At 67.2% G+C, this 18,679-nt stretch carries 20 protein-coding genes and 1 pseudogene; 12 read left to right on the forward strand and 9 right to left on the reverse strand.

Going from position 1 to position 18,679, the window contains the following annotated elements; genetic code table 11:
- Together QZ853_RS07260 and hmgA are read left to right on the forward strand one after the other, a co-directional pair.
- Positions 1-356, forward strand: a pseudogene (locus tag QZ853_RS07260) (4-hydroxyphenylpyruvate dioxygenase); the annotation flags it as partial.
- 102 nt (positions 357-458) lie between these two features.
- Complete coding sequence (gene hmgA, locus QZ853_RS07265) at positions 459-1,766, forward strand: homogentisate 1,2-dioxygenase (protein ID WP_295571658.1); 1,308 nt, start codon at positions 459-461, stop codon at positions 1,764-1,766.
- A 77-nt stretch (positions 1,767-1,843) separates the two neighbouring features.
- Here the strand turns inward: hmgA and QZ853_RS07270 are convergent, their stop codons facing one another.
- The gene (locus QZ853_RS07270) at positions 1,844-2,383 is read right to left on the reverse strand and encodes a hypothetical protein (protein WP_295571660.1); all 540 of its coding nucleotides are present in this window, start codon (positions 2,381-2,383) and stop codon (positions 1,844-1,846) included.
- Positions 2,384-2,508: 125 nt separating this feature from the next.
- On the opposite strand from QZ853_RS07270, the gene QZ853_RS07275 reads away from it, so the two are divergent.
- Together QZ853_RS07275 and QZ853_RS07280 are read left to right on the forward strand one after the other, a co-directional pair.
- Complete coding sequence (locus tag QZ853_RS07275) at positions 2,509-3,141, forward strand: hypothetical protein (RefSeq protein WP_295571662.1); 633 nt, start codon at positions 2,509-2,511, stop codon at positions 3,139-3,141.
- Between the two features lie 75 nt (positions 3,142-3,216).
- Positions 3,217-4,176: a sodium:calcium antiporter gene (locus QZ853_RS07280; protein ID WP_295571663.1), complete on the forward strand. Its 960-nt coding sequence runs from the start codon at positions 3,217-3,219 to the stop codon at positions 4,174-4,176.
- 74 nt (positions 4,177-4,250) lie between these two features.
- On the opposite strand, the gene QZ853_RS07285 is transcribed toward QZ853_RS07280, so the two are convergent.
- From QZ853_RS07285 to QZ853_RS07320, 8 genes are all read right to left on the reverse strand, one after another.
- Positions 4,251-4,640, reverse strand: coding sequence for a Na+/H+ antiporter subunit G (locus QZ853_RS07285; RefSeq protein WP_049401677.1), 390 nt, complete (start codon positions 4,638-4,640; stop codon positions 4,251-4,253).
- Positions 4,637-4,921, reverse strand: coding sequence for a K+/H+ antiporter subunit F (locus QZ853_RS07290; RefSeq protein ID WP_005411334.1), 285 nt, complete (start codon positions 4,919-4,921; stop codon positions 4,637-4,639). The genes QZ853_RS07285 and QZ853_RS07290 overlap by 4 nt, the downstream gene beginning before the upstream one ends.
- Positions 4,918-5,424, reverse strand: coding sequence for a Na+/H+ antiporter subunit E (locus QZ853_RS07295; RefSeq protein ID WP_295571664.1), 507 nt, complete (start codon positions 5,422-5,424; stop codon positions 4,918-4,920). The genes QZ853_RS07290 and QZ853_RS07295 overlap by 4 nt, the downstream gene beginning before the upstream one ends.
- Positions 5,421-6,956 carry a monovalent cation/H+ antiporter subunit D gene (locus QZ853_RS07300; RefSeq protein WP_295571666.1) on the reverse strand — a complete coding sequence of 512 codons (1,536 nt, stop codon included), beginning with the start codon at positions 6,954-6,956 and terminating at the stop codon, positions 5,421-5,423. Before QZ853_RS07300 ends, QZ853_RS07295 begins: the two co-directional genes overlap by 4 nt.
- Complete coding sequence (locus tag QZ853_RS07305; RefSeq protein ID WP_295571668.1) at positions 6,953-7,345, reverse strand: Na+/H+ antiporter subunit C; 393 nt, start codon at positions 7,343-7,345, stop codon at positions 6,953-6,955. The genes QZ853_RS07300 and QZ853_RS07305 overlap by 4 nt, the downstream gene beginning before the upstream one ends.
- Entirely contained in the window at positions 7,345-10,173 is a 2,829-nt protein-coding gene (locus tag QZ853_RS07310) for a monovalent cation/H+ antiporter subunit A (protein ID WP_295571670.1), read from the reverse strand. The genes QZ853_RS07305 and QZ853_RS07310 overlap by 1 nt, the downstream gene beginning before the upstream one ends.
- A gap of 331 nt (positions 10,174-10,504) precedes the next feature.
- Positions 10,505-10,990: an Mpo1-like protein gene (locus tag QZ853_RS07315; RefSeq protein ID WP_295571672.1), complete on the reverse strand. Its 486-nt coding sequence runs from the start codon at positions 10,988-10,990 to the stop codon at positions 10,505-10,507.
- A gap of 226 nt (positions 10,991-11,216) precedes the next feature.
- Entirely contained in the window at positions 11,217-12,143 is a 927-nt protein-coding gene (locus tag QZ853_RS07320) for a phosphoribosylaminoimidazolesuccinocarboxamide synthase (protein WP_295571674.1), read from the reverse strand.
- Between the two features lie 141 nt (positions 12,144-12,284).
- Between QZ853_RS07320 and QZ853_RS07325 the strand changes: the two genes are divergently transcribed.
- From QZ853_RS07325 to QZ853_RS07360, 8 genes are all read left to right on the forward strand, one after another.
- Positions 12,285-12,614 carry a DnaJ domain-containing protein gene (locus tag QZ853_RS07325; RefSeq protein WP_295571676.1) on the forward strand — a complete coding sequence of 110 codons (330 nt, stop codon included), beginning with the start codon at positions 12,285-12,287 and terminating at the stop codon, positions 12,612-12,614.
- A gap of 32 nt (positions 12,615-12,646) precedes the next feature.
- On the forward strand, positions 12,647-13,321 hold the full coding sequence (gene rpe, locus QZ853_RS07330; protein WP_295571678.1) for a ribulose-phosphate 3-epimerase: 675 nt from the start codon (positions 12,647-12,649) through the stop codon (positions 13,319-13,321).
- A 58-nt stretch (positions 13,322-13,379) separates the two neighbouring features.
- Positions 13,380-13,859 (forward strand): GNAT family N-acetyltransferase, encoded by a 480-nt coding sequence (locus tag QZ853_RS07335; protein ID WP_295571679.1) that lies wholly within the window; start codon positions 13,380-13,382, stop codon positions 13,857-13,859.
- Positions 13,860-13,866: 7 nt separating this feature from the next.
- The gene (locus tag QZ853_RS07340; RefSeq protein ID WP_295571680.1) at positions 13,867-14,466 is read left to right on the forward strand and encodes a hypothetical protein; all 600 of its coding nucleotides are present in this window, start codon (positions 13,867-13,869) and stop codon (positions 14,464-14,466) included.
- A 194-nt stretch (positions 14,467-14,660) separates the two neighbouring features.
- On the forward strand, positions 14,661-15,146 hold the full coding sequence (locus QZ853_RS07345) for a hypothetical protein (RefSeq protein ID WP_295571681.1): 486 nt from the start codon (positions 14,661-14,663) through the stop codon (positions 15,144-15,146).
- A gap of 74 nt (positions 15,147-15,220) precedes the next feature.
- Positions 15,221-16,156: a lipid kinase YegS gene (gene yegS / locus QZ853_RS07350; RefSeq protein WP_295571683.1), complete on the forward strand. Its 936-nt coding sequence runs from the start codon at positions 15,221-15,223 to the stop codon at positions 16,154-16,156.
- Between the two features lie 207 nt (positions 16,157-16,363).
- The gene (gene trpE, locus QZ853_RS07355) at positions 16,364-17,839 is read left to right on the forward strand and encodes an anthranilate synthase component I (RefSeq protein WP_295571684.1); all 1,476 of its coding nucleotides are present in this window, start codon (positions 16,364-16,366) and stop codon (positions 17,837-17,839) included.
- Between the two features lie 67 nt (positions 17,840-17,906).
- Positions 17,907-18,677 carry an SIMPL domain-containing protein gene (locus QZ853_RS07360; protein WP_295571686.1) on the forward strand — a complete coding sequence of 257 codons (771 nt, stop codon included), beginning with the start codon at positions 17,907-17,909 and terminating at the stop codon, positions 18,675-18,677.
- Positions 18,678-18,679 lie beyond the last annotated feature (2 nt).

The following is an 18,679-nucleotide window of genomic DNA, read 5'->3' on the forward strand; positions in this document are numbered from 1 at the left end:
ACAACGGCGAAGGCATCCAGCACATCGCCCTGACGACCGAGAACATCTTCGAGACGGTCGAGGCGATGAAGGAACGCGGCGTCGCCTTCCAGGACACGATCGAGACCTATTTCGAACTGATCGACAAGCGCCTGCCCAACCATGGCGAGGACGTGGAGCGGATGCGCAAGAACCGCATCCTGATCGACGGTTCGGACGAGGAAGGCCTGCTGCTGCAGATCTTCACCCAGGACACCTTTGGCCCGATCTTCTTCGAGATCATCCAGCGCAAGGGCAACGAAGGCTTCGGCGAAGGCAACTTCACCGCGCTGTTCGAGAGCATCGAGCGCGACCAGATCCGCCGCGGCGTGCTGTAACGTCATCAGCAGCGCCGGGCCAGTCCCGGCGCCTGCCCATCTGTAGAGCCGAGCCATGCTCGGCTGCTTTCTGTTCCGGTTTTGCTGTATCCAGGAGCCCCCATGTCCAGCGCCATCACCGCCCGCGGTTACCAGTCCGGCTTCGGCAACGAGTTCGCCACCGAGGCCGTTGCCGGCGCGCTGCCGGTTGGGCAGAACTCACCGCAGAAGGTGGCCCACGGCCTGTACGCCGAACAGCTGACCGGCACCGCCTTCACCGCGCCGCGCGGCAGCAACCGCCGCAGCTGGCTGTACCGGATCCGCCCGGCGGTGGCCCATGGTGAGTTCACCCCGTTCGCGCAGTCGCAGCTGCAGTGCGATTTCGGCGCGCAGCCGGCCTCACCGAACCAGCTGCGCTGGAGCCCGCTGCCGCTGCCGGAACTGCCGACCGACTTCGTTGAAGGCCTGTACACGATGGGCGGCAATGGCTCGCCCGATGCGCATGCCGGCCTGGGCATCCATTTGTATGCCGCCAACCGCGACATGGTCGGCCGCTATTTCTACAACGCCGACGGCGAGCTGCTGATCGTGCCGCAGCTGGGCGCGTTGCGCCTGCTGACCGAAATGGGCGTGATCGAGATCGAACCGCAGCAGATCGCGGTGATCCCGCGCGGCGTGCGCTTCCGCGTGGAGCTGCCCGATGGTCCGAGCCGTGGCTATATCTGCGAGAACTACGGCGCGCTGCTGAAGCTGCCTGACCTCGGCCCGATCGGCTCCAACGGCCTGGCCAATCCGCGCGACTTCGAGACCCCGCATGCGGCGTTCGAGGATGTGGATGGCGACTTCGAACTGATCGCCAAGTTCGAGGGCCGCCTGTGGCGCGCGCCGATCGATCATTCGCCGCTGGACGTGGTGGCCTGGCACGGCAACTACGCGCCGTACCGCTACGACCTGCGTCGCTTCAACACCATCGGCTCGATCAGCTACGACCACCCGGACCCGTCGATCTTCCTGGTGCTGCATTCGCCCAGCGACACGCCGGGTACCAGCAACATGGACTTCGCGATCTTCCCACCGCGCTGGCTGGTGGCGCAGAACACGTTCCGGCCGCCGTGGTTCCACCGCAACATCGCCAGCGAATTCATGGGCCTGGTGCACGGTGCCTACGACGCCAAGGCCGAAGGCTTCGTGCCAGGCGGCGCCTCGCTGCACAACTGCATGAGCGGCCACGGCCCGGATGCACCGACCTTCGACAAGGCGTCCAATGCCGACCTGTCCAGGGCGGATGTGATCAAGGATACGATGGCTTTCATGTTCGAGACCCGCGCGGTGATCCGCCCGACCGCGCAGGCGCTGGCTGCCGGCCATCGCCAGGGCGATTACCAGCAGTGCTGGAACGGCCTGCGCAACAACTTCCGGTCGTCCCGCTAGGTAGGTGCCGACCTTGGTCGGTACGGGCCGTGACCGCATCCACGCCACGCGTGGATGATTACCGCCGGAACCTGCGCTTACGCGACCTCGGCAAACGCGTCGCAATGCTCCAGCGGCAACGCCTCCAGCAGGCGCTGTCGCACGCGCTGGCAATAGCCCTCCGAAGTCAGCGCAGGCAGCAGCCGCATTGCCGACTGCAGCCGCTGCAGTACCTCATCCTCCGCGCGTGCCTGTTGCAGGTCGCGGAACAGCGCCGCTGCCTGTGGATGCCGCTGCATCTCCAGGATGCCCAGCACGTAGATGCGCGCGGCCACCAGCGAGCGACGGCGCTCGACCGGCGTGGCTGCTTCTGCCACCGGCACGGGAGCCGCCACGGTGGCACGCGGTGCGGCGACGGCCGCAGGCGCAGCGTCCGCACCGGCTGAACCCGCGCTCAGGTAGCCCGCCTGCACCAGTTGCATGACCATCGCCGGTGCTTCCTGGCCCAGCAGGCCGGTCAGGTCGGCAACGGTGCGCTGGCCGTCGCACAGGATCAGCAGCCGGCGCTGGCGCATGTCCAGCGGCGCGCGGTGGGCCTGCAGCGCGGTTCGGGCGAGGTCGGTCTTGCGCGGTTGCATGGGAGGGACAGCCAAGTCGGTGCACGCCGAGCCTGAACGCGGGGCATGAAACGGCGATGACAATGCAGCGCCTGCACGCGCGCTGCGCTAGCGTGCAGCCAACCACGTGCCAAGGAACCGCACCGATGAAGCATCTTCCACTTGCTGGTCTTCTGCTCCTTTCGCTCGCCGCTTGCGGCCGTGCGCCTGAAGCACCCGCTGAGGCCCCAGCCAAGGGCGCGACGCCGCCCACTGCAGCGGCCGATGCCGATCTGGCGACCCGGTCGCCGGCCGATCCCCGCACCGACAGCCCTGCGCGGCTGGACGGCTACGCCGGCGCGAAGCTGGGCGCAGGTATCGCCGAGGTGCGCAGTGGCTTCGGCACGCCGCTGCAGGGCCTGGGCACCGATGCGGCAGGCAAGCCGCTGCCGGCCGATGACAACAACGACGGCTGCTATTTCCTGCGCCCGCAGGATGCCGAGGACCCGCGCCTGATGATCGAGGGCCGCAAGCTGGTGCGCTACGACGTACGCAGCACCGGCATCGTCGCCCCGGGCGGCGGCAAGGTCGGCATGACCCTGGGCGAGCTGCAGCTGCTGTACCCCGAGCGCGCCGACGTCGGCCCGGACAAGTACGACGAGAAGGCCCAGCACCTGCGCGTGCGCCCGGCCCAGGACGGCGCGGCCATCATCGATTTCGCGCTGGGCGCCGACGGCAAGGTCGGCAGCTGGCGGGTCGGCCAGACCCCGCAGGTGGATTACGTGGAAGGCTGCGGCTGACCACGGCCGCCGTGGCTCACCCGCCAAGGGTGGGCCACGCGTAGAATCGCGCCACGACCGCTGGGGGAGTGCTCGATGATCGCCATTGCCATTGCCTGGTTCCTGCTTGGCCTGCTGCTGCTGGCGCTGGGCGGGGACTCCATCGTCAAGGCCGTGTCCGGCCTGGCCCAACGCGTCGGGGCCACGCCCTTCACCGCGGGCCTGCTGCTGCTCGGGGTGGCCACCTCGTTGCCGGAACTTGCGGTCAACGCGCGCGCACTGGCGGTGGGTCAGCCGGAACTGGCGCTGGGCAATGCGGTGGGCAGCAGCATCGTCAACCTCGGCCTGACCCTGGCCATGGCGGCCATTGCCGCGCCGCTGCTGCTGCGCGCACGCCTGCAGACGGTGCTGTGGTGGTCGCTGCTGGCGGCCGGCATGCTGCTGATCCTGTTCGGCCTGGATGGCCGCCTGGCGCGATGGGAAGGCGCCGTGCTGGTGGCCGGCTTCATCGTCGTGCAGGTCGTGCTGCTGCGCCGTGGTCGCAGCGAGAACGCCGCGGTGCAGGCGGCCATTGCCGAATCCGCGTTGAGCCGCACCAGCCTGCCGTTGAACGTACTGAGGGTGTTGATCGCGGCGCTGGCGCTGTACTGGGGGGCGCGCCTGGTGGTGGGGTCTGCCGCCGACTTCGGTGCTGCGCTGGGCTGGACCCCGCTGCTGGTCGGCCTGCTGCCGGTGGCAATCGGCACCGCGCTGCCGGAAGTGGCCACCGCCATCGCCGCCGCGCGCCGCGGGCATGGCGACATGGTGCTGGGGCACGTACTGGGCTCGAGCGCGGTCAACCTGCTGCTGGTGATCGGCGCGATGGCGCTGCTGCAGCCGTTGGCACTGCCGGCCTCGTTCGTGCGTCTGGAACTGCCCGCGTTGCTGGCGTTCGCGCTGGTGCTGTACCCGATGCTGCGCGGCGACCTGAAGATCAGCCGAGGCGAAGGCGGCATCCTGCTGGTCGCATTCGTCGGCTGGTTCGTGCTGGAACTGCTGCTGGTCGGCCTGGCATGAGCTAGTGCCGGCCGCTGGCCGGCAACCTCATTGCCTCTGACGGAACCCTTGCGACTGCCTGCCAGCGGCCTGCACTACCGGTTCTGCGTGGTTTCTTCTTCCCGCACCGGCTCTGGCGGCGGCAGCTGCTCCTCGGCGGCCGGCTCGTTGCCCGGCAGGCTGGGGCGGGTTTCCATCAGCAGCGACAGCGCGGCCTTGGCCATCATGTGCGCGCTGATCGGCGCGGTGATGAACAGGAACACGGTGATCAGCAGCTCGCGCGGCTGCGGGTCCTGGCCCAGGAAGATGTGGTAGCAGACCGAACATACCAGCACGCAGCCCACGCCCAGCGTGCTGGCCTTGGTTGGTGCGTGCAGGCGCTTGAAGAAGGTGGACAGCTTCACCAGGCCCAGTGCACCGACCAGGATGAAGAAGCAGCCGAACAGCAGCAGGATCGACAGGCCGATCTGGATCGCGGTGATCATTCGACGATGTCCCGGCGCAGCACGAACTTGCTCAGCACGACGGTGCTGCCGAAGCCCAGCATGGCGATGATCAGCGCGGCCTCGAAGTAGATCGGCGAGTTGAGGTACATGCCGAACAGCATCAGCTCGGCGATCGCTGTCACCGACAGGGTATCCAGCGCGAGGATGCGGTCGGGCACGGTCGGCCCGCGCAGCAGGCGCCAGGTGGCCAGCAGCATGGCCAGGCCGACCACGTGCATGCACACGACCAGGGTGGTCTGGATGACTTCAAAACCGGTCATGGGAAGATCTCCATCAACGGCGCCTCGTAACGGCGCTTGATCGTATCGATCAGGTCCTGCGGGTCCTCCAGGTGCAGCACGTGCACCAGCAGGTACTTGCGGTCGTCGCTGAGCGCGGCCGAGACGGTGCCCGGGGTCAGCGTGATCATGCTGGTCAGCGCGGCGATGCCGTGGATGTTGGCGATGTCCAGCGGCAGCCAGATGAAGCCCGGGTGGATCTTCTTCTCCGGGCCGAGCACCTGCAGGGCGACGCGGATGTTGGACATCAGGATGTCCCACAGGGTCACGCACAGCAGCTTGGGCACCGGCCGCAGCGTACCGATGCGGGCGAACTCGCGGTCCAGGCGTGCGGCGAACAGTGGCACCACCACGCCCAGCAACAGGCCCAGCACGATCTGGCCGAGAGTGAAGCTGTCGGACATCAGCAGCCAGAACGCCACCACCATGATGCTGAGCATCGGCGAGGGAATGATGCGGCGGAACAGGGAGCGCTGGGCGGTCATGGCTGGCGGATCTCCGGCGTGGTCGCGCGCAGCTGCTGCACGTACTCGCTGGGGTGCAGGAGCTGTGCAGCGGTGGCGTCGGTGTAGCGCATCAGCGGGGCGGCAGCCAGGGTCATGCCGATGCCGTAGCCCAGCAGGATGCAGGCGGCGTACAGCTCGACCCGGCGCAGGCGTGCCTTGCGCGGCTTCGGTGCCTCCGGATCGACCGGTGGCACGCGCCAGAACAGGCGGATGCCGCCGCGGGTCAGGCCCATGATCACCAGCAGGCTGCTGGCCAGCACTGCGGTCCAGACCGGGCCGGTGTATTGCGCCGGCATGCCGGCCAGCAGCGCGGCCTTGGCCAGGAAGCCGGACAGCGGCGGCAGGCCGGCGACCGATACCGCGCCGACCAGGAACAGCACCGCCGGTGTTTCCTTGCCCGGCATTGGCGCGACCACCTCCTTGCGGTCGCTGGCGCCGCCACGACGGCGACGGATCAGATCGGCGATCAGGAACAGCGCGGCAGCGACGAAGCTGCTGTGCGGCAGGTAGTACAGACCGGCCGAGAGCACCTGCGGTGTCCCCACCGAGAAGGCGATGAACAGCGTGGCCGCCGAGACGATCACCAGGTACGAGATCAGCACGCGCAGGCGGGTCGCGGCCATCGCACCGAGGCCGCCGAGCACCAGCGTCGCCACGCCGGCCCACAGCAGCCAGTCGCGGCCGTAGCCGGCCATCGCACCGGCGTCATCGCCGAACCACAGCATCTGGATGCGCAGCACCGAGTACAAGCCCACCTTGGTCATGATCGCGAACAGCGCGGCCACCGCCGCCGGTGCGCGCGAATAGGCTTCCGGCAGCCACAGGTACAGCGGCATCAGTGCGGCCTTGGCGCAGAACACCAGCAGCAACAGGCCCATCGTGGCCTTTACCAGGGTCAGCTGCGCCGGCGGCACCTGCGCGATGCGCTGCGACAGCTCGGCCATGTTCAACGAACCCAGCGAGGCGTACAGCAGGCCCAGTGCGATCAGGAACAGGGTCGAGGCGGTGACGTTGAACACCACGTAGTGCAGGCCGATGCGCATGCGCAGGCCGCGGCCACCGCTCAGCAGCAGGCCGTAGGAGGCGATCAGCATCACCTCGAAGAACACGAACAGGTTGAAGATGTCGCCGGTGAGGAACGCGCCGTTCAGGCCGACCAGCTGGAACTGGAAAAGCGCATGGAAGTGCGGTGCACGCCGGTCCCAGCCCGAGCAGGCGTGCAGCAGGCAGGGAATGGCCAGCAGCAGGGTGGTCAGCAGCATCCACGCCGACAGCCGGTCGGCCACCAGCGCGATGCCCAGCCGCGATGGCCAGTCGCCCAGCAGGTAGACGTTGATTTCACCGCTGGCCGTGCTGGCAAACAGCAGGCCCACCGCCAGCGCCAGCGCCGACAGCGCGGTCCAGGCCACCGCGCGCTGCACCCTCGGGCCGTAGCGACGGTGTTCGACGAACAGCGACAGCGCAGCACCCAGCAGCGGAATCAGGATCGGCAGGATCACCAGATGGTTCATGCGCGGTCCTCGCCCTGGCGCGGCGGCACGCTCTCATCCTGCAGGTCGTCTTCAGGCTCGTGGGCGTCCACGTGGTCGCTGTGGTTGTCGCTGCGGCTGCGCATGGCCAGCACGATGCTGACCGCAGTCATCGCGAAGGCGATCACGATCGCAGTCAGCACCAGGGCCTGCGGCAACGGGTCGGTGTAATTGCCGAGGTGGCTGTCCACACCTTCCTGCAGCACCGGCGCCTTGCCCAGCACCACGCGGCCACCGGCGAAGATCAGCAGGTTGGTGGCGTAGGACAGGAAGGTCATGCCGAGGATCACATCGAAGCTGCGCGCACGCAGCAGCAGGTAGATGCCGATGGCAGTCAGTACGCCGATCGCGGTAGCCAGGGCCAGTTCCATCAGTGCATCTCCCCGGTGCGTGCCGAACGGCGTTGCAGGTCGATCTCACCCTTGCGGGCGGTGCGGGTACGCGAGGGCTTGATCGTGCCCATCATCGACAGCATCAGCATGGCGCCGCCGAATACCACCAGGTAGACCCCGATGTCGAAACCGATCGCGCTGGCCAGCGGCACCTCGCCAATCAGCGGCAGGTGCAGGTCGAGGTGGCCACTGGTCAGGAACGGCACGCCGAACAGCATCGAGGCACAGCCGCTGAGCAGGGCGATCAGCAGGCCCATGCCGATGCAGCGGATGTAGTCGAAGCCGAAGCGCGACTCCACCGATGCGGTCCCCTGGATCACGTACTGGATCAGCAGCGGGACCGCCAGCACCAGGCCGGCGATGAAGCCGCCGCCCGGTGCGTTGTGGCCGCGCAGGAACAGGAAGATCGACACGGTCAGGGTCAGCGGGAACATGATCTGCGCCAGGTCGGCCGGTACCGGCAGCTTGATCGGCGGGCCGGGCATGATCTGTTCCGGTGCCATCCGCGTGCGGCGCAGCAGGGCGTGCACCACCAGCGCGGCGATGCCGAATACGGTGATCTCGCCGAACGTATCGAAACCGCGGAAGTCGACCAGGATCACGTTGACCACGTTCTGGCCGTACGCCTCGGGCAGGGCACGGGCGAGCAGCTCGCCGGCCATGGTGTTCGGCGGCAGGGTCATCGCCGAATAGGCCAGCGCGCCAAGCCCGGCACCGGCAACGATCGCGATCACCGCGTCGCGCCGCTTGCGCCAGCGCGGCCGCTCCGGCCCGGACTGCGCGGGCAGGTAGTTCATGCCCAGCAGCATCAGCACCAGGGTGACCATCTCCACCAGCAGCTGGGTCAGCGCCAGGTCCGGCGCGGACAGGAACACGAAGGTCAGCGCCACCATCAGGCCGACGCCGCCGACCAGCAGCACCGCCAGCAGGCGCTGCTTGTAGACGCGCAGGGTGGCTACCGCACAGGCCATCATCACCAGCCACAGCGCCCAGCCCAGCAGCGGGATCGGCTGTGGCTTGGTCCAGTTCGGCGAGGCCGGATTGGCGATGTAGGGTGCAGCGGCCACGGTGATGGCCACCAGCACCAGGCCCAGCAGCATGCGCTGCAGGCTGCCATTGGCGATGCCGTTGGTCAGGCGCATGGCCAGCGCGGAGATCGCATCCAGCTGCGCATGGAACACATTGCGGCCAGTGCTGACGTTGGTCACGGCGTGCAGGTTGATCAGCTTGCGCAGGCCGAAGTACAGCGCCACGCCGCCGACCACGCCGATCGCGCTCATCGCCAGCGGCAGGTTGAAGCCGTGCCAGACTGCCAGGCTGTACTCGGGCATCGCGCTGCCGAGGATCGAGGCGGCGGCGGCATGCAGCACCGGCGCCACGGTCACTGCCGGGGCCACGCCCACGGCCACGCAGATCACCACCAGCAGTTCCACCGGCACCTTCATCCAGCGCGGGGGTTCGTGGGGCACGCGGTCCAGGTCGTGCGGACCGGGGCCGAAGAAGGTGTCGTGCACGAAGCGCAGGCTGTACGCCACCCCGAATACGCCAGCCAGCAACGCCGCGATCGACACCGCCGTGCGCATGATTCCCGGGCCCCCGGCCGTGATGGCTTCGGCGAACAGCATTTCCTTGGACAGGAAGCCATTGAGCAGGGGGATGCCCGCCATTGCCAGCGAGGCAATGATCGCCAGCGCGCTGGTGAACGGCATCAGCCTGCGCAGGCCTCCCAGCTTGCGCATGTCGCGGGTGCCGGTCTCGTGGTCGATGATGCCGGCGGCCATGAACAGCGAGGCCTTGAAGGTGGCGTGGTTGAGGATGTGGAACACGCCGGCCACCACCGCCATCGGCGTGGACAGGCCGAACAGCAGGGTGATCAGGCCCAGATGCGAGATCGTCGAATAGGCCAGCAGGCCTTTCAGGTCGTGCTGGAAGATCGCGTTCCAGGCGCCGATCAGCAGGGTCAGCGCGCCGATGCCGCTGACCGTGTAGAAGAACAGGTCGCTGCCGGCCAGCGCCGGGTGCAGGCGCGCCAGCAGGAACACGCCGGCCTTCACCATGGTGGCCGAGTGCAGGTAGGCCGAGACCGGGGTGGGCGCGGCCATCGCGTGCGGCAGCCAGAAGTGGAACGGGAACTGCGCGCTCTTGGTGAAGATGCCTGCCAGCACCAGGAACAGCGCATACGGATAAAGCGCGCTGGCGCGTATCTGCTCGCCGGCGGCCAGCACGACGTCCAGGTCGAAGCTGCCGACGATGCGGCCGATCAGCAGCACGCCACCGAGCAGGGCCAGGCCACCGCCGCCGGTGATCACCAGCGCCATGCGCGCGCCTTCGCGGGCGTCCTGGCGGTGCGACCAGAAGCCGATCAGCAGGAACGAGCTGATGCTGGTCATTTCCCAGAAGATCATCAGCAGCAGCAGGTTGCCCGACAGCACCATCCCGAGCATGGCGCCCATGAACAGCAGCAGGTAGCAGTAGAAGCGGTGCGCGTTGTCCTGCTGGCTCAGGTAGTAGCGCGCATACAGCACCACCAGCGCGCCGATGCCCAGCACCAGCCCGGCGAACATCCAGGCCAGCCCGTCCAGGCGCAGGGTGAAGTCCAGCCCGATCTGCGGCAGCCACGGCACCAGGGTGCGGACCACCTGGCCATCAAGTACAGCGGGCGTCAGCCAGCCGAGGATGGCCAGTCCGCCCAACGGCGCCAGCGCCGCCAGCCAGGCAGCAGTCGAGCGCGAACTACGGGGGAAGGCCGCAACGGCCACTGCCATCAGGAAGGGCAGGACCAGCAGCAGGGGCAGGCTGGGGAGCATGCAGGGAATCCATGATTCACGAGCAGGTCAGGGAGGATAACAGGCTGCGAAATGTCGCCGAAACCCATCGAACAGCGATCAATTGCATGTAACGTCCGCTGATTCATTTTTTCTGCGACGCAACATCACGTTCCTGCGGTACCTCGCTGCCTGCCCTCGGGGATCACCCTACGCCCACGCAGGGAGACCGCAGGCCCTGTCGCACAGGGGCTGCCGTCGACGGGCGGGAAGTGGGGAACGGGTCACCGGCGCAGGCTGGCAGGCCTGCCGTGGAGTGACGGTGACGGAATCTGCCCGTTCAGGAAAGAACGGTTGCGGTCGGGTAGGCAGGTCAGTAGCGCCAATCGAGCTTGCGGTAGAACTTGGCCATCACCCAGGCCGGGCCGATCAGCAGGTAGGTCAGGTCGGTCAGGAAGCTGGGCTTGCGGCCCTCGAACGTGTGGCCGATGAACTGCGCCACCCAGGCCACCACGAACACGCCCATCGCCAGCCAGAACAGGTTGTGCAGGCCGATCTCGGCCTCCAGCAGGCGGCACAGGCAACCGAACACGAAGAACTGGATGAGCATGCCGATGCCCAGCGGGCGCGACAGCTTGTTGTAGAAGCACCAGGCGCTGAACATCGCGAACGCCGACCAGATGCCGTACTGGAACCAGGTGATCAGCGGCGGCAGGCACCACAGCAGGGCCACCACCGACCACAGGATCGCCGGCACCGCCACCACATGGATGCGCTGGTTGATCACGTTGCGGTGGTCATCGGAGTAGCTGGCGAAATAGCGGTCGATCGGCCGCGCAAGCTCGGTGGAGGTCTGCATGCGGCCAGCATACTCCCGCCGGGGCCAGGCGGTGAGGGGCGGCGGATGGCTGGCGCCGACGAGTGGGGCCGATGGGACGAGGCCGACCGGGTAGAGTCGACTGTATCGCGGCCGATTTCATGCCAGTCGACCGCATCCCGGCCGATTCCATCCCAGCAGACGCACCGCCGTCGGCGGCCGCGCCTTCAGAACGCCCCCAGCCTTTCCGGCCGGGGGCGCAGGCGGATCAGTCGACGCTGATCCCGGCCAGGCGCTGCAGCGCCTCTGCGTACTTGGCGCGGGTGCGCTCGATGATTCCCGCCGGGATGTTCGGGCCCGGGGCGGTCTTGCCCCAGTCCAGCGTCTCCAGGTAATCACGCACGAACTGCTTGTCATAGCTCGGCGGGCTGGTGCCCACTTCGTACTCGTCGGCCGGCCAGTAACGCGAGGAATCCGGCGTCAGCATCTCGTCCATGATGTACAGGCGGCCGTCGGCATCGGTACCGAACTCGAACTTGGTGTCGGCCAGGATGATGCCGCGCTCGCGGGCGTAATCGGCGGCGAACTTGTAGATGCGCAGGGTGGCATCGCGCACGCGCTCGGCCAGGTCGGCACCGACCTGCTTGACCATCGCATCGAAATCGATGTTCTCGTCGTGGTCGCCGACGGCGGCCTTGGTCGACGGGGTGAAGATCGGCTCGGGCAGCTGCTCGGCCTGTCGCAGGCCGTTGGGCAGGTCGATGCCGCTCACCTTGCCGGTGCGCTGGTAGTCCTTCCAGCCGCTGCCGATCAGGTAGCCGCGGGCGATCGCTTCCACCGGCACCGGCTTCAGCTTGCGGGTGACCACCGCGCGCTTTGCATACAGGGCCGGGTCCACGCCCTCGGGCAGCACGCCGGCCACGTCGATGCCGGTCAGGTGGTTGGGCATCAGGTGCGCGGTCTTGGCGAACCAGAAGTTGGACACCTGGCAGAGCATCTCGCCCTTGCCCGGGATCGGGTCGGGCAGCACCACGTCGAACGCCGACAGGCGGTCGGTGGCGACCATCAGCAGGTAGTCGCCCGGCGGGGTCCCTGCGGGCAGCCGCTCGCGCGGGATATCGAACACATCACGCACCTTGCCGCGATGGCGCAAGGGCAGGCCGGGGAGATCGGATTGCAACAGCGTGGTTGGCACGGGCACTCCTGGGGCGTTGTCGATACGGCTGCCCAACGGACCCGGCGGGCCCGCTGACCAGCGGGCGGCCTAGTGTAAAGCCGTCCGGGCCCGCTGTGACGTAAAATGAGCGTCCATTTCGTCGGTCGACCCCGGAGCGCCATGCGCTGGTACGGAAAACTGCTCGGATTCATCGCCGGCGCCCTGTTGTTCCGGCCCAATCCGCTGTTCGGCGCGGTGGTCGGCCTGTTGATCGGCCATGCCTTCGACTCGGACTGGTTCCGCCTGAACAAGGAGAACCCGTACCGGGAGCTGGGGCTGACCTCGGAGGCCACCGATGCCGAGGTCGAGCGCGCCTACCGCAAGCTGATCTCCCAGTACCACCCCGACAAGCTGGGCGGCGCCGCCCCCGAGCTGCAGCAGCAGGCCGAACAGAAGTCGCGGCAGATCAACGCCGCCTACGACCGCATCAAGACCCTGCGCAAGCGCTGAACCCCTTTCCCCTCGTGCCCAAGGCCCCGGCCATGTCCAACTGCCTCATCGCCCCGTCCATCCTGTCCGCCGATTTCGCCCGCCTGGGCGAGGAAGTGGACAACGTCCTGGCCGCCGGTGCGGACTGGGTCCACTTCGACGTGATGGACAACCATTACGTGCCCAACCTGACCATCGGCCCGATGGTCTGCCAGGCCCTGCGCAAGCACGGCGTGACCGCGCCGATCGACGTGCACCTGATGGTCGAGCCGGTGGACCGCATCATTCCCGATTTTGCCGAGGCCGGTGCCACCTACATCAGCTTCCACCCGGAGGCCAGCCGCCACCCGCACCGCACCATCCAGCTGATCCGCTCGCTGGGCTGCAAGCCGGGCATCGTGCTGAACCCGGCCACCCCGGTGGACATCCTCGACTGGGTGCTGGACGAACTGGACCTGGTGCTGCTGATGTCGGTCAACCCGGGCTTCGGCGGCCAGGCCTTCATCCCCTCGGCGCTGGACAAGCTGCGCGTGGTCCGCCAGAAGATCGATGCCAGCGGCAAGGACATCCGCCTGGAGATCGACGGTGGCGTGAAGGCCGACAACATCGGCGCAATCGCCGCTGCCGGTGCCGACACCTTCGTGGCCGGCTCGGCCATCTTCAACACCAAGACCAGCTACCAGGACGTGATCGCGCAGATGCGCGCGAACGTTGCCGCCGCCCGCTGACAAAAAGGGGACGGAGGGGATTAAGCTCGAATAATCCCCTCCGTCCCTTTTTGCGCACATGGCACTGTTGAACATCCGCCCGGCCACCGTCGCCGACGCTGGCCTGATCCTGCATTTCATCCGCGAGCTGGCCATCTACGAGAAGGCCGAGCATTCGGTGCAGACCGATGAGATCGGCATCGCCGAGAGCCTGTTCGGCGCCGATGCGACCGCACGCGCGCTGATCTGCGAAGCCGACGGCCAGGCCATCGGCTATGCGGTGTATTTCTACAACTATTCCACCTGGCTGGGCCGCAAGGGCATCTACCTGGAAGACCTGTACGTCAGCCAGGAAAAGCGCGGCGTCGGCGCAGGCAAGGCGTTGCTGAAATACATCGCCCGGCAGGCCGTGGCCGAAGGCTGCGGCCGCTTCGAATGGTCGGTGCTGGACTGGAATACCCCGGCCATCGAGTTCTACACCGCCGCCGGCGCCAAGCCGCAGGACGAGTGGACCGTGTACCGGCTGGAAGGCGCGGCGCTGAAGGCATTTGCCGGGTAGCCGCCAAGTGGATGCGCTGACCCTGCCGCAACGCATCACCCTGCTTCGCCAGCAGCTGCCCGCGTCCATCCGTATCTGCAGGCAGGCACTGATGGAATCGGGCGGGGATCTTGCCGTGGCGCATGCCTGGATCGTGCGCCGGCTGGTTGCCGAGTACAGGCAGCGCACGGGTGCCCCGGGGGATGAGGCCGCCGCCGACCTGCAGCGGTGCGGCCATGATGTCGAGCGCGCGCTGGTGCTGTGGCAGCGCCGCCATCCAGCACCGCCGCTGCCTCCCCTGGAGCGGATCGCGCAGGGGCATCCGCTGGCAGCAGAGCTTCCAGCACAGGACGACCTGCGCCGGTTCGTGCATGTCCTGCCGGGTGCGTACGGTGCCTTCGAGGTGCGTCTTGTCACCCACGCCGCACGCTTCACCGAGACCGCCTATGGCTTCGACTACGACCTGGCCATGCAGGATCCGCTGACGCGGGTCGAGCGCCGGTTTGCCGATGGCATGGGCGCACTCGCCATCCTCCTGCAGCAGCACGGCATCGAACCGGCAGGGCTGCGCGACGTGGATGATTTCGACAGCTGCCTGCTGCACAGCCCGATCGACGCCTATCTCTGAGCCGCCGCGCCATGGCAAAAAAAAGACCACGCCAAACGCCGGCGTGGCCCTGCTCTATTCGTGGGAGGCTGATCCTGCCTCCATCCGTCGTCCCTGCTATGGCCTTCCATTCTCCGGGTCTTCAATGACAACCTGGTGACATGATGTCGTCAGTGATCCTGCAGGGACTGGCGCAGGCGCACTAAAGTGCGCTGATGAAGAATGATGCCGCCGACCTGCTTGAAACGTGGTTTCAGTCTGCATCAGAAGATGCGCTGGTGATGGATCTGGAATACATCAACACTGAGGCGCGCGGGAATCTCTACACATTCTCTCCACCGGCGGAAGTGACTCTGGATGTCGAGCAGGTGGTTGCCTTCATTGACAGGGTCGCCGCGCACCGATCCGCACAGGTCGCAGGCCATGCAATGACGTTCTACTGCTGGCATGACATGAAGGTGCGCCAGCTGCGCCTGAGCCTAGTGTCATCCGTGCACGGTAAGTTGCCATTTGCCTGCCACCACGTCGAGCCAACGGATATCCGCAGCGTTGTGCATCCCATTGTGCTCGATGGCTGGAACAATCCTCGATTCATGTATTTCGAGGAAAATGACGCGTTTGACGAATTCGAAACCGACACCGACGAGCCGCTGTATACGGAAAAGCATCCCCTCCGGGGCGCGGTCATTGCGCTTGTCTGAACGGTTGCCACCGCCTTTCACCGGCCCGGAACGCGCGATTGCTAGCCTGTGCCACCCCCTGCTGGAAGCATCGAATGACCACCCCGCGCTGGCGCCTGATCCTCAACGGTAAATCCGCGGGCAACGACGAACTGCGTGAGGCTGTTGGCCACTGGCGCGGGCAGGGTGTGCAGCTGGAGGTGCGGGTGACCTGGGAGGACGGCGACGCCGAACGCTATGTGGCCGAGGCGATTGATCACGGCGTGGATGTGATCGTCGCTGCCGGTGGCGACGGCACGCTCAGCGCGGTCGCGGAAACACTGGCGCATCGCGAGGAATCGGCCGATGCGCTGCCCTCGCTGGCGCTGATCCCGATGGGCACCGCCAACGATTTCGCCACCGCCGCCGGTATTCCCACCGAGCCGCAGGACGCCTTCGCGTTGATCGGCCAGGTGACCCCGCACGCCATCGATCTGCTGCGCGTGGACGCCGATGGCACGCCCTGGTGGTGCGCCAATCTGGCCAGCGGCGGCTTCGGCACGCAGGTCACCGTGGAGACCGATGCCGGGCTGAAGAAGATGCTGGGCGGTCTGGCCTATGTGATCACCGGCATCGCCAAACTGGGGCGCATCGAGCCGATCAACGCACGCCTGTCGGGGCCGGACTTCGCCTGGGAAGGCGACTTCATCGCCCTGGGCATCGGCAACGGTCGCCAGGCCGGTGGCGGCCAGCAGCTGTGCCCGCAGGCGCTGATCGACGATGGCCTGCTGGATGTGACGGTGCTTCCGGAGCTGGAGGGTGAAGTGGCTGCCACCCTTGGCCAGATGTTGAAGTCCGGCACCCAGGCCGCGCTGGAACAGTTGGCTACGCGTGCGCGCCTGCCGTGGCTGCAGATCGACGCGCCGAAGACGCTGACCCTGAACCTGGACGGCGAGCCGGTGCAGGCCCGGCAGTTCCGCATCGACTGCGTGGCGGGCCGGGTGCGCATGCATCTGCCGGCCGGTTGCCCGTTGCTGGGCGGGCAGGGGTAGTGCCGACTCTGCCGGTCCCCGCCGCCGGCCCGGCGCTTGCCGTGGTTCAGGTTCACAGGGTTTCCCTCCCGCCGATCCTGCGATACAGTCAGGGGGTGTCCAGCCTGACGACCCCGCATACCCTTTCTTCCGCACGCCGTTGGTGGCGATGGTGGCCCGTTGCCGTCGTCCGCCCCCATAACGCTGTGTCCCGGAAGGAAAGTCGTCTTGAACTCGCACGCTCAGTTTCAGCAGCAGGCCGCTGAAGGCCACACCCACATTCCCGTTGTCCGCGAAGTGCTGTCCGACCTGGACACCCCGCTTTCGGTCTACCTGAAGCTCGCCGACGGCCCCAATACCTACCTGTTCGAATCCGTCGAAGGCGGCGAGCGCTTTGGTCGTTACTCGATCATCGGGCTGCCGGCGCGCCGCGTGTATGCCTTCCACGGCCACACGCTGACGGTGCGCGAGGATGGCCAGGTGGTGGACACCCGCGAGGTGGCCGATCCGTTCGCCGAGGTCGAGGCGCTGCGCAGCGCCCACTCGGTGCCGAAGCTGGACGGCTTGCCGGGCTTCACCGGTGGCCTGGTTGGCTGGTTCGGTTTCGAGTGCATCGGCTACATAGAGCCGCGCCTGGCGCCGCCGGCCGGCCGCGATGAGCTGGGCACCCCGGACATCCTGCTGCTGGATTCCAACGAGCTGGCGGTGTTCGACAATCTCAAGGGCCGGCTGTACCTGATCGTGCATGCCGACCCGCGTGTCGACGGTGCCTTCGAACAGGCGCAGGCGCGCCTGGACGCACTGACTGCGAAGCTGCGTGCACCGGGGGCCGGTTATCCGGCACCGCTCAACAGCGACGTGCTGGACGAGTCCGATTTCGTCTCCGGTTTCACCCGCGAAGGCTTCGTCGATGCGGTCCAGCGCAGCAAGGAATACATCCGCGCCGGCGACATCTTCCAGGTGGTGCTGAGCCAGCGCCTGAGCGTGCCGTTCAAGGCGCGCCCGGTGGATGTGTACCGCGCGCTGCGTGCGCTGAACCCGTCGCCGTACATGTATTTCCTCGATGTCGGCGACCTGCAGGTGGTCGGCTCCTCGCCGGAAATCCTGGTGCGCCTGCAGGATGGCGAAGTGACCGTGCGCCCGATCGCCGGTACCCGCCCGCGCGGTGCCACCGTCGAACAGGACCTGGCGCTGGAAGCCGAACTGCTGGCCGATCCGAAGGAACGCGCCGAGCACCTGATGCTGATCGACCTCGGCCGCAACGATGCCGGTCGCGTGTCCAAGGCCGGCACCGTGGAAGTGGGCGAGCAGTTCGTGATCGAGCGCTACAGCCACGTCATGCACATCGTCAGCGAAGTGACCGGGCAGCTGCAGCCGGGCCTGAGCTACGCCGACGTGCTGCGCGCCACGTTCCCGGCCGGTACGGTCAGCGGTGCGCCGAAGATCCGCGCGCTGGAAGTGATCCGCGAGCTGGAACCGATCAAGCGCAATGTGTATGCCGGCAGCATTGGCTACATCGGCTGGCACGGCGATGCCGATACCGCGATCGCGATCCGCACTGCGGTGATCAAGGATGGCCGCCTGTACGTGCAGGCCGGCGCCGGCATCGTCTACGACTCGGACCCGGGCAAGGAATGGGACGAGACGATGAACAAGGGCCGCGCGCTGTTCCGCGCCGTCGCCCAGGCCGCCAAGGGCCTGTAAGCCTCCCCGTGCCGTGGCCCGCTCCGCGGCATCTTCCGCTGTTCCCGTTCAAGACAAGGAGTACCGCATGAAGCTGCTGAGCGCATTGCTGTGGTCGTCGCTGCTGGCCACGATGGCCCAGTCTGCATGGGCGCAGGCCAACACCATTCCCTCACAGCCGCATCTGCTGGTGAAAGGGCAGGGTACCCGCACGGTGATGCCCGACCGGTTCGGCCTGCAGTTGAACCTGGAAGAGACCGACATGGACGCCGATGCGGCGCGCCGACGCGTGCAGGACAACGTGGCGCGCGCGCTGGCGCTGTTCAAGCAGCACAAGGCAGTGGAGGACAGCGTGCGCGCGGACAACCTGCGTATCGGCCCTGCAACGCGCTACGAGCAGAACCGGCAGGTCTTCATCGGTACCCGCGTGTCGCGCCAGTTGCGTGCCAGCTTCGCCAGCGTGAAGGCGATGCAGGACGTGCTGGGCGCGTTGAAGGCCAATGAGAACGTGCAGGTCAGCAACGTCGCCCCGACGTACTCGGGCGAAGTGGCGCTGCGCCGGGAGCTCAAGGGCGAAGCCGTGGCCCAGACGCGCGACGCTGCGCAGGGCCTGGCCAAGGCTTACGGCACCCAGCTGCGCGGGCTGTACAGCATTTCCGACGTGGCGCCGAACTTTGCCTACGGCGTGCAGGCCGGCACCTGGCCCAGCAGTGGGGATCTAGTGACGCCGCCTTCGCCGCCCGCGCCGATGAACAGCATCGAGGCCACAGGCTCCCGCCTGGGCGAGTCGGTACAAGCCGGCCCCATCACCTATACCGAAAACGTATACGCCATTTTCCTGATAAGCGACGGAACCTGACC

This window comes from uncultured Stenotrophomonas sp. (assembly GCF_913778665.1).
Lineage (GTDB): Bacteria > Pseudomonadota > Gammaproteobacteria > Xanthomonadales > Xanthomonadaceae > Stenotrophomonas.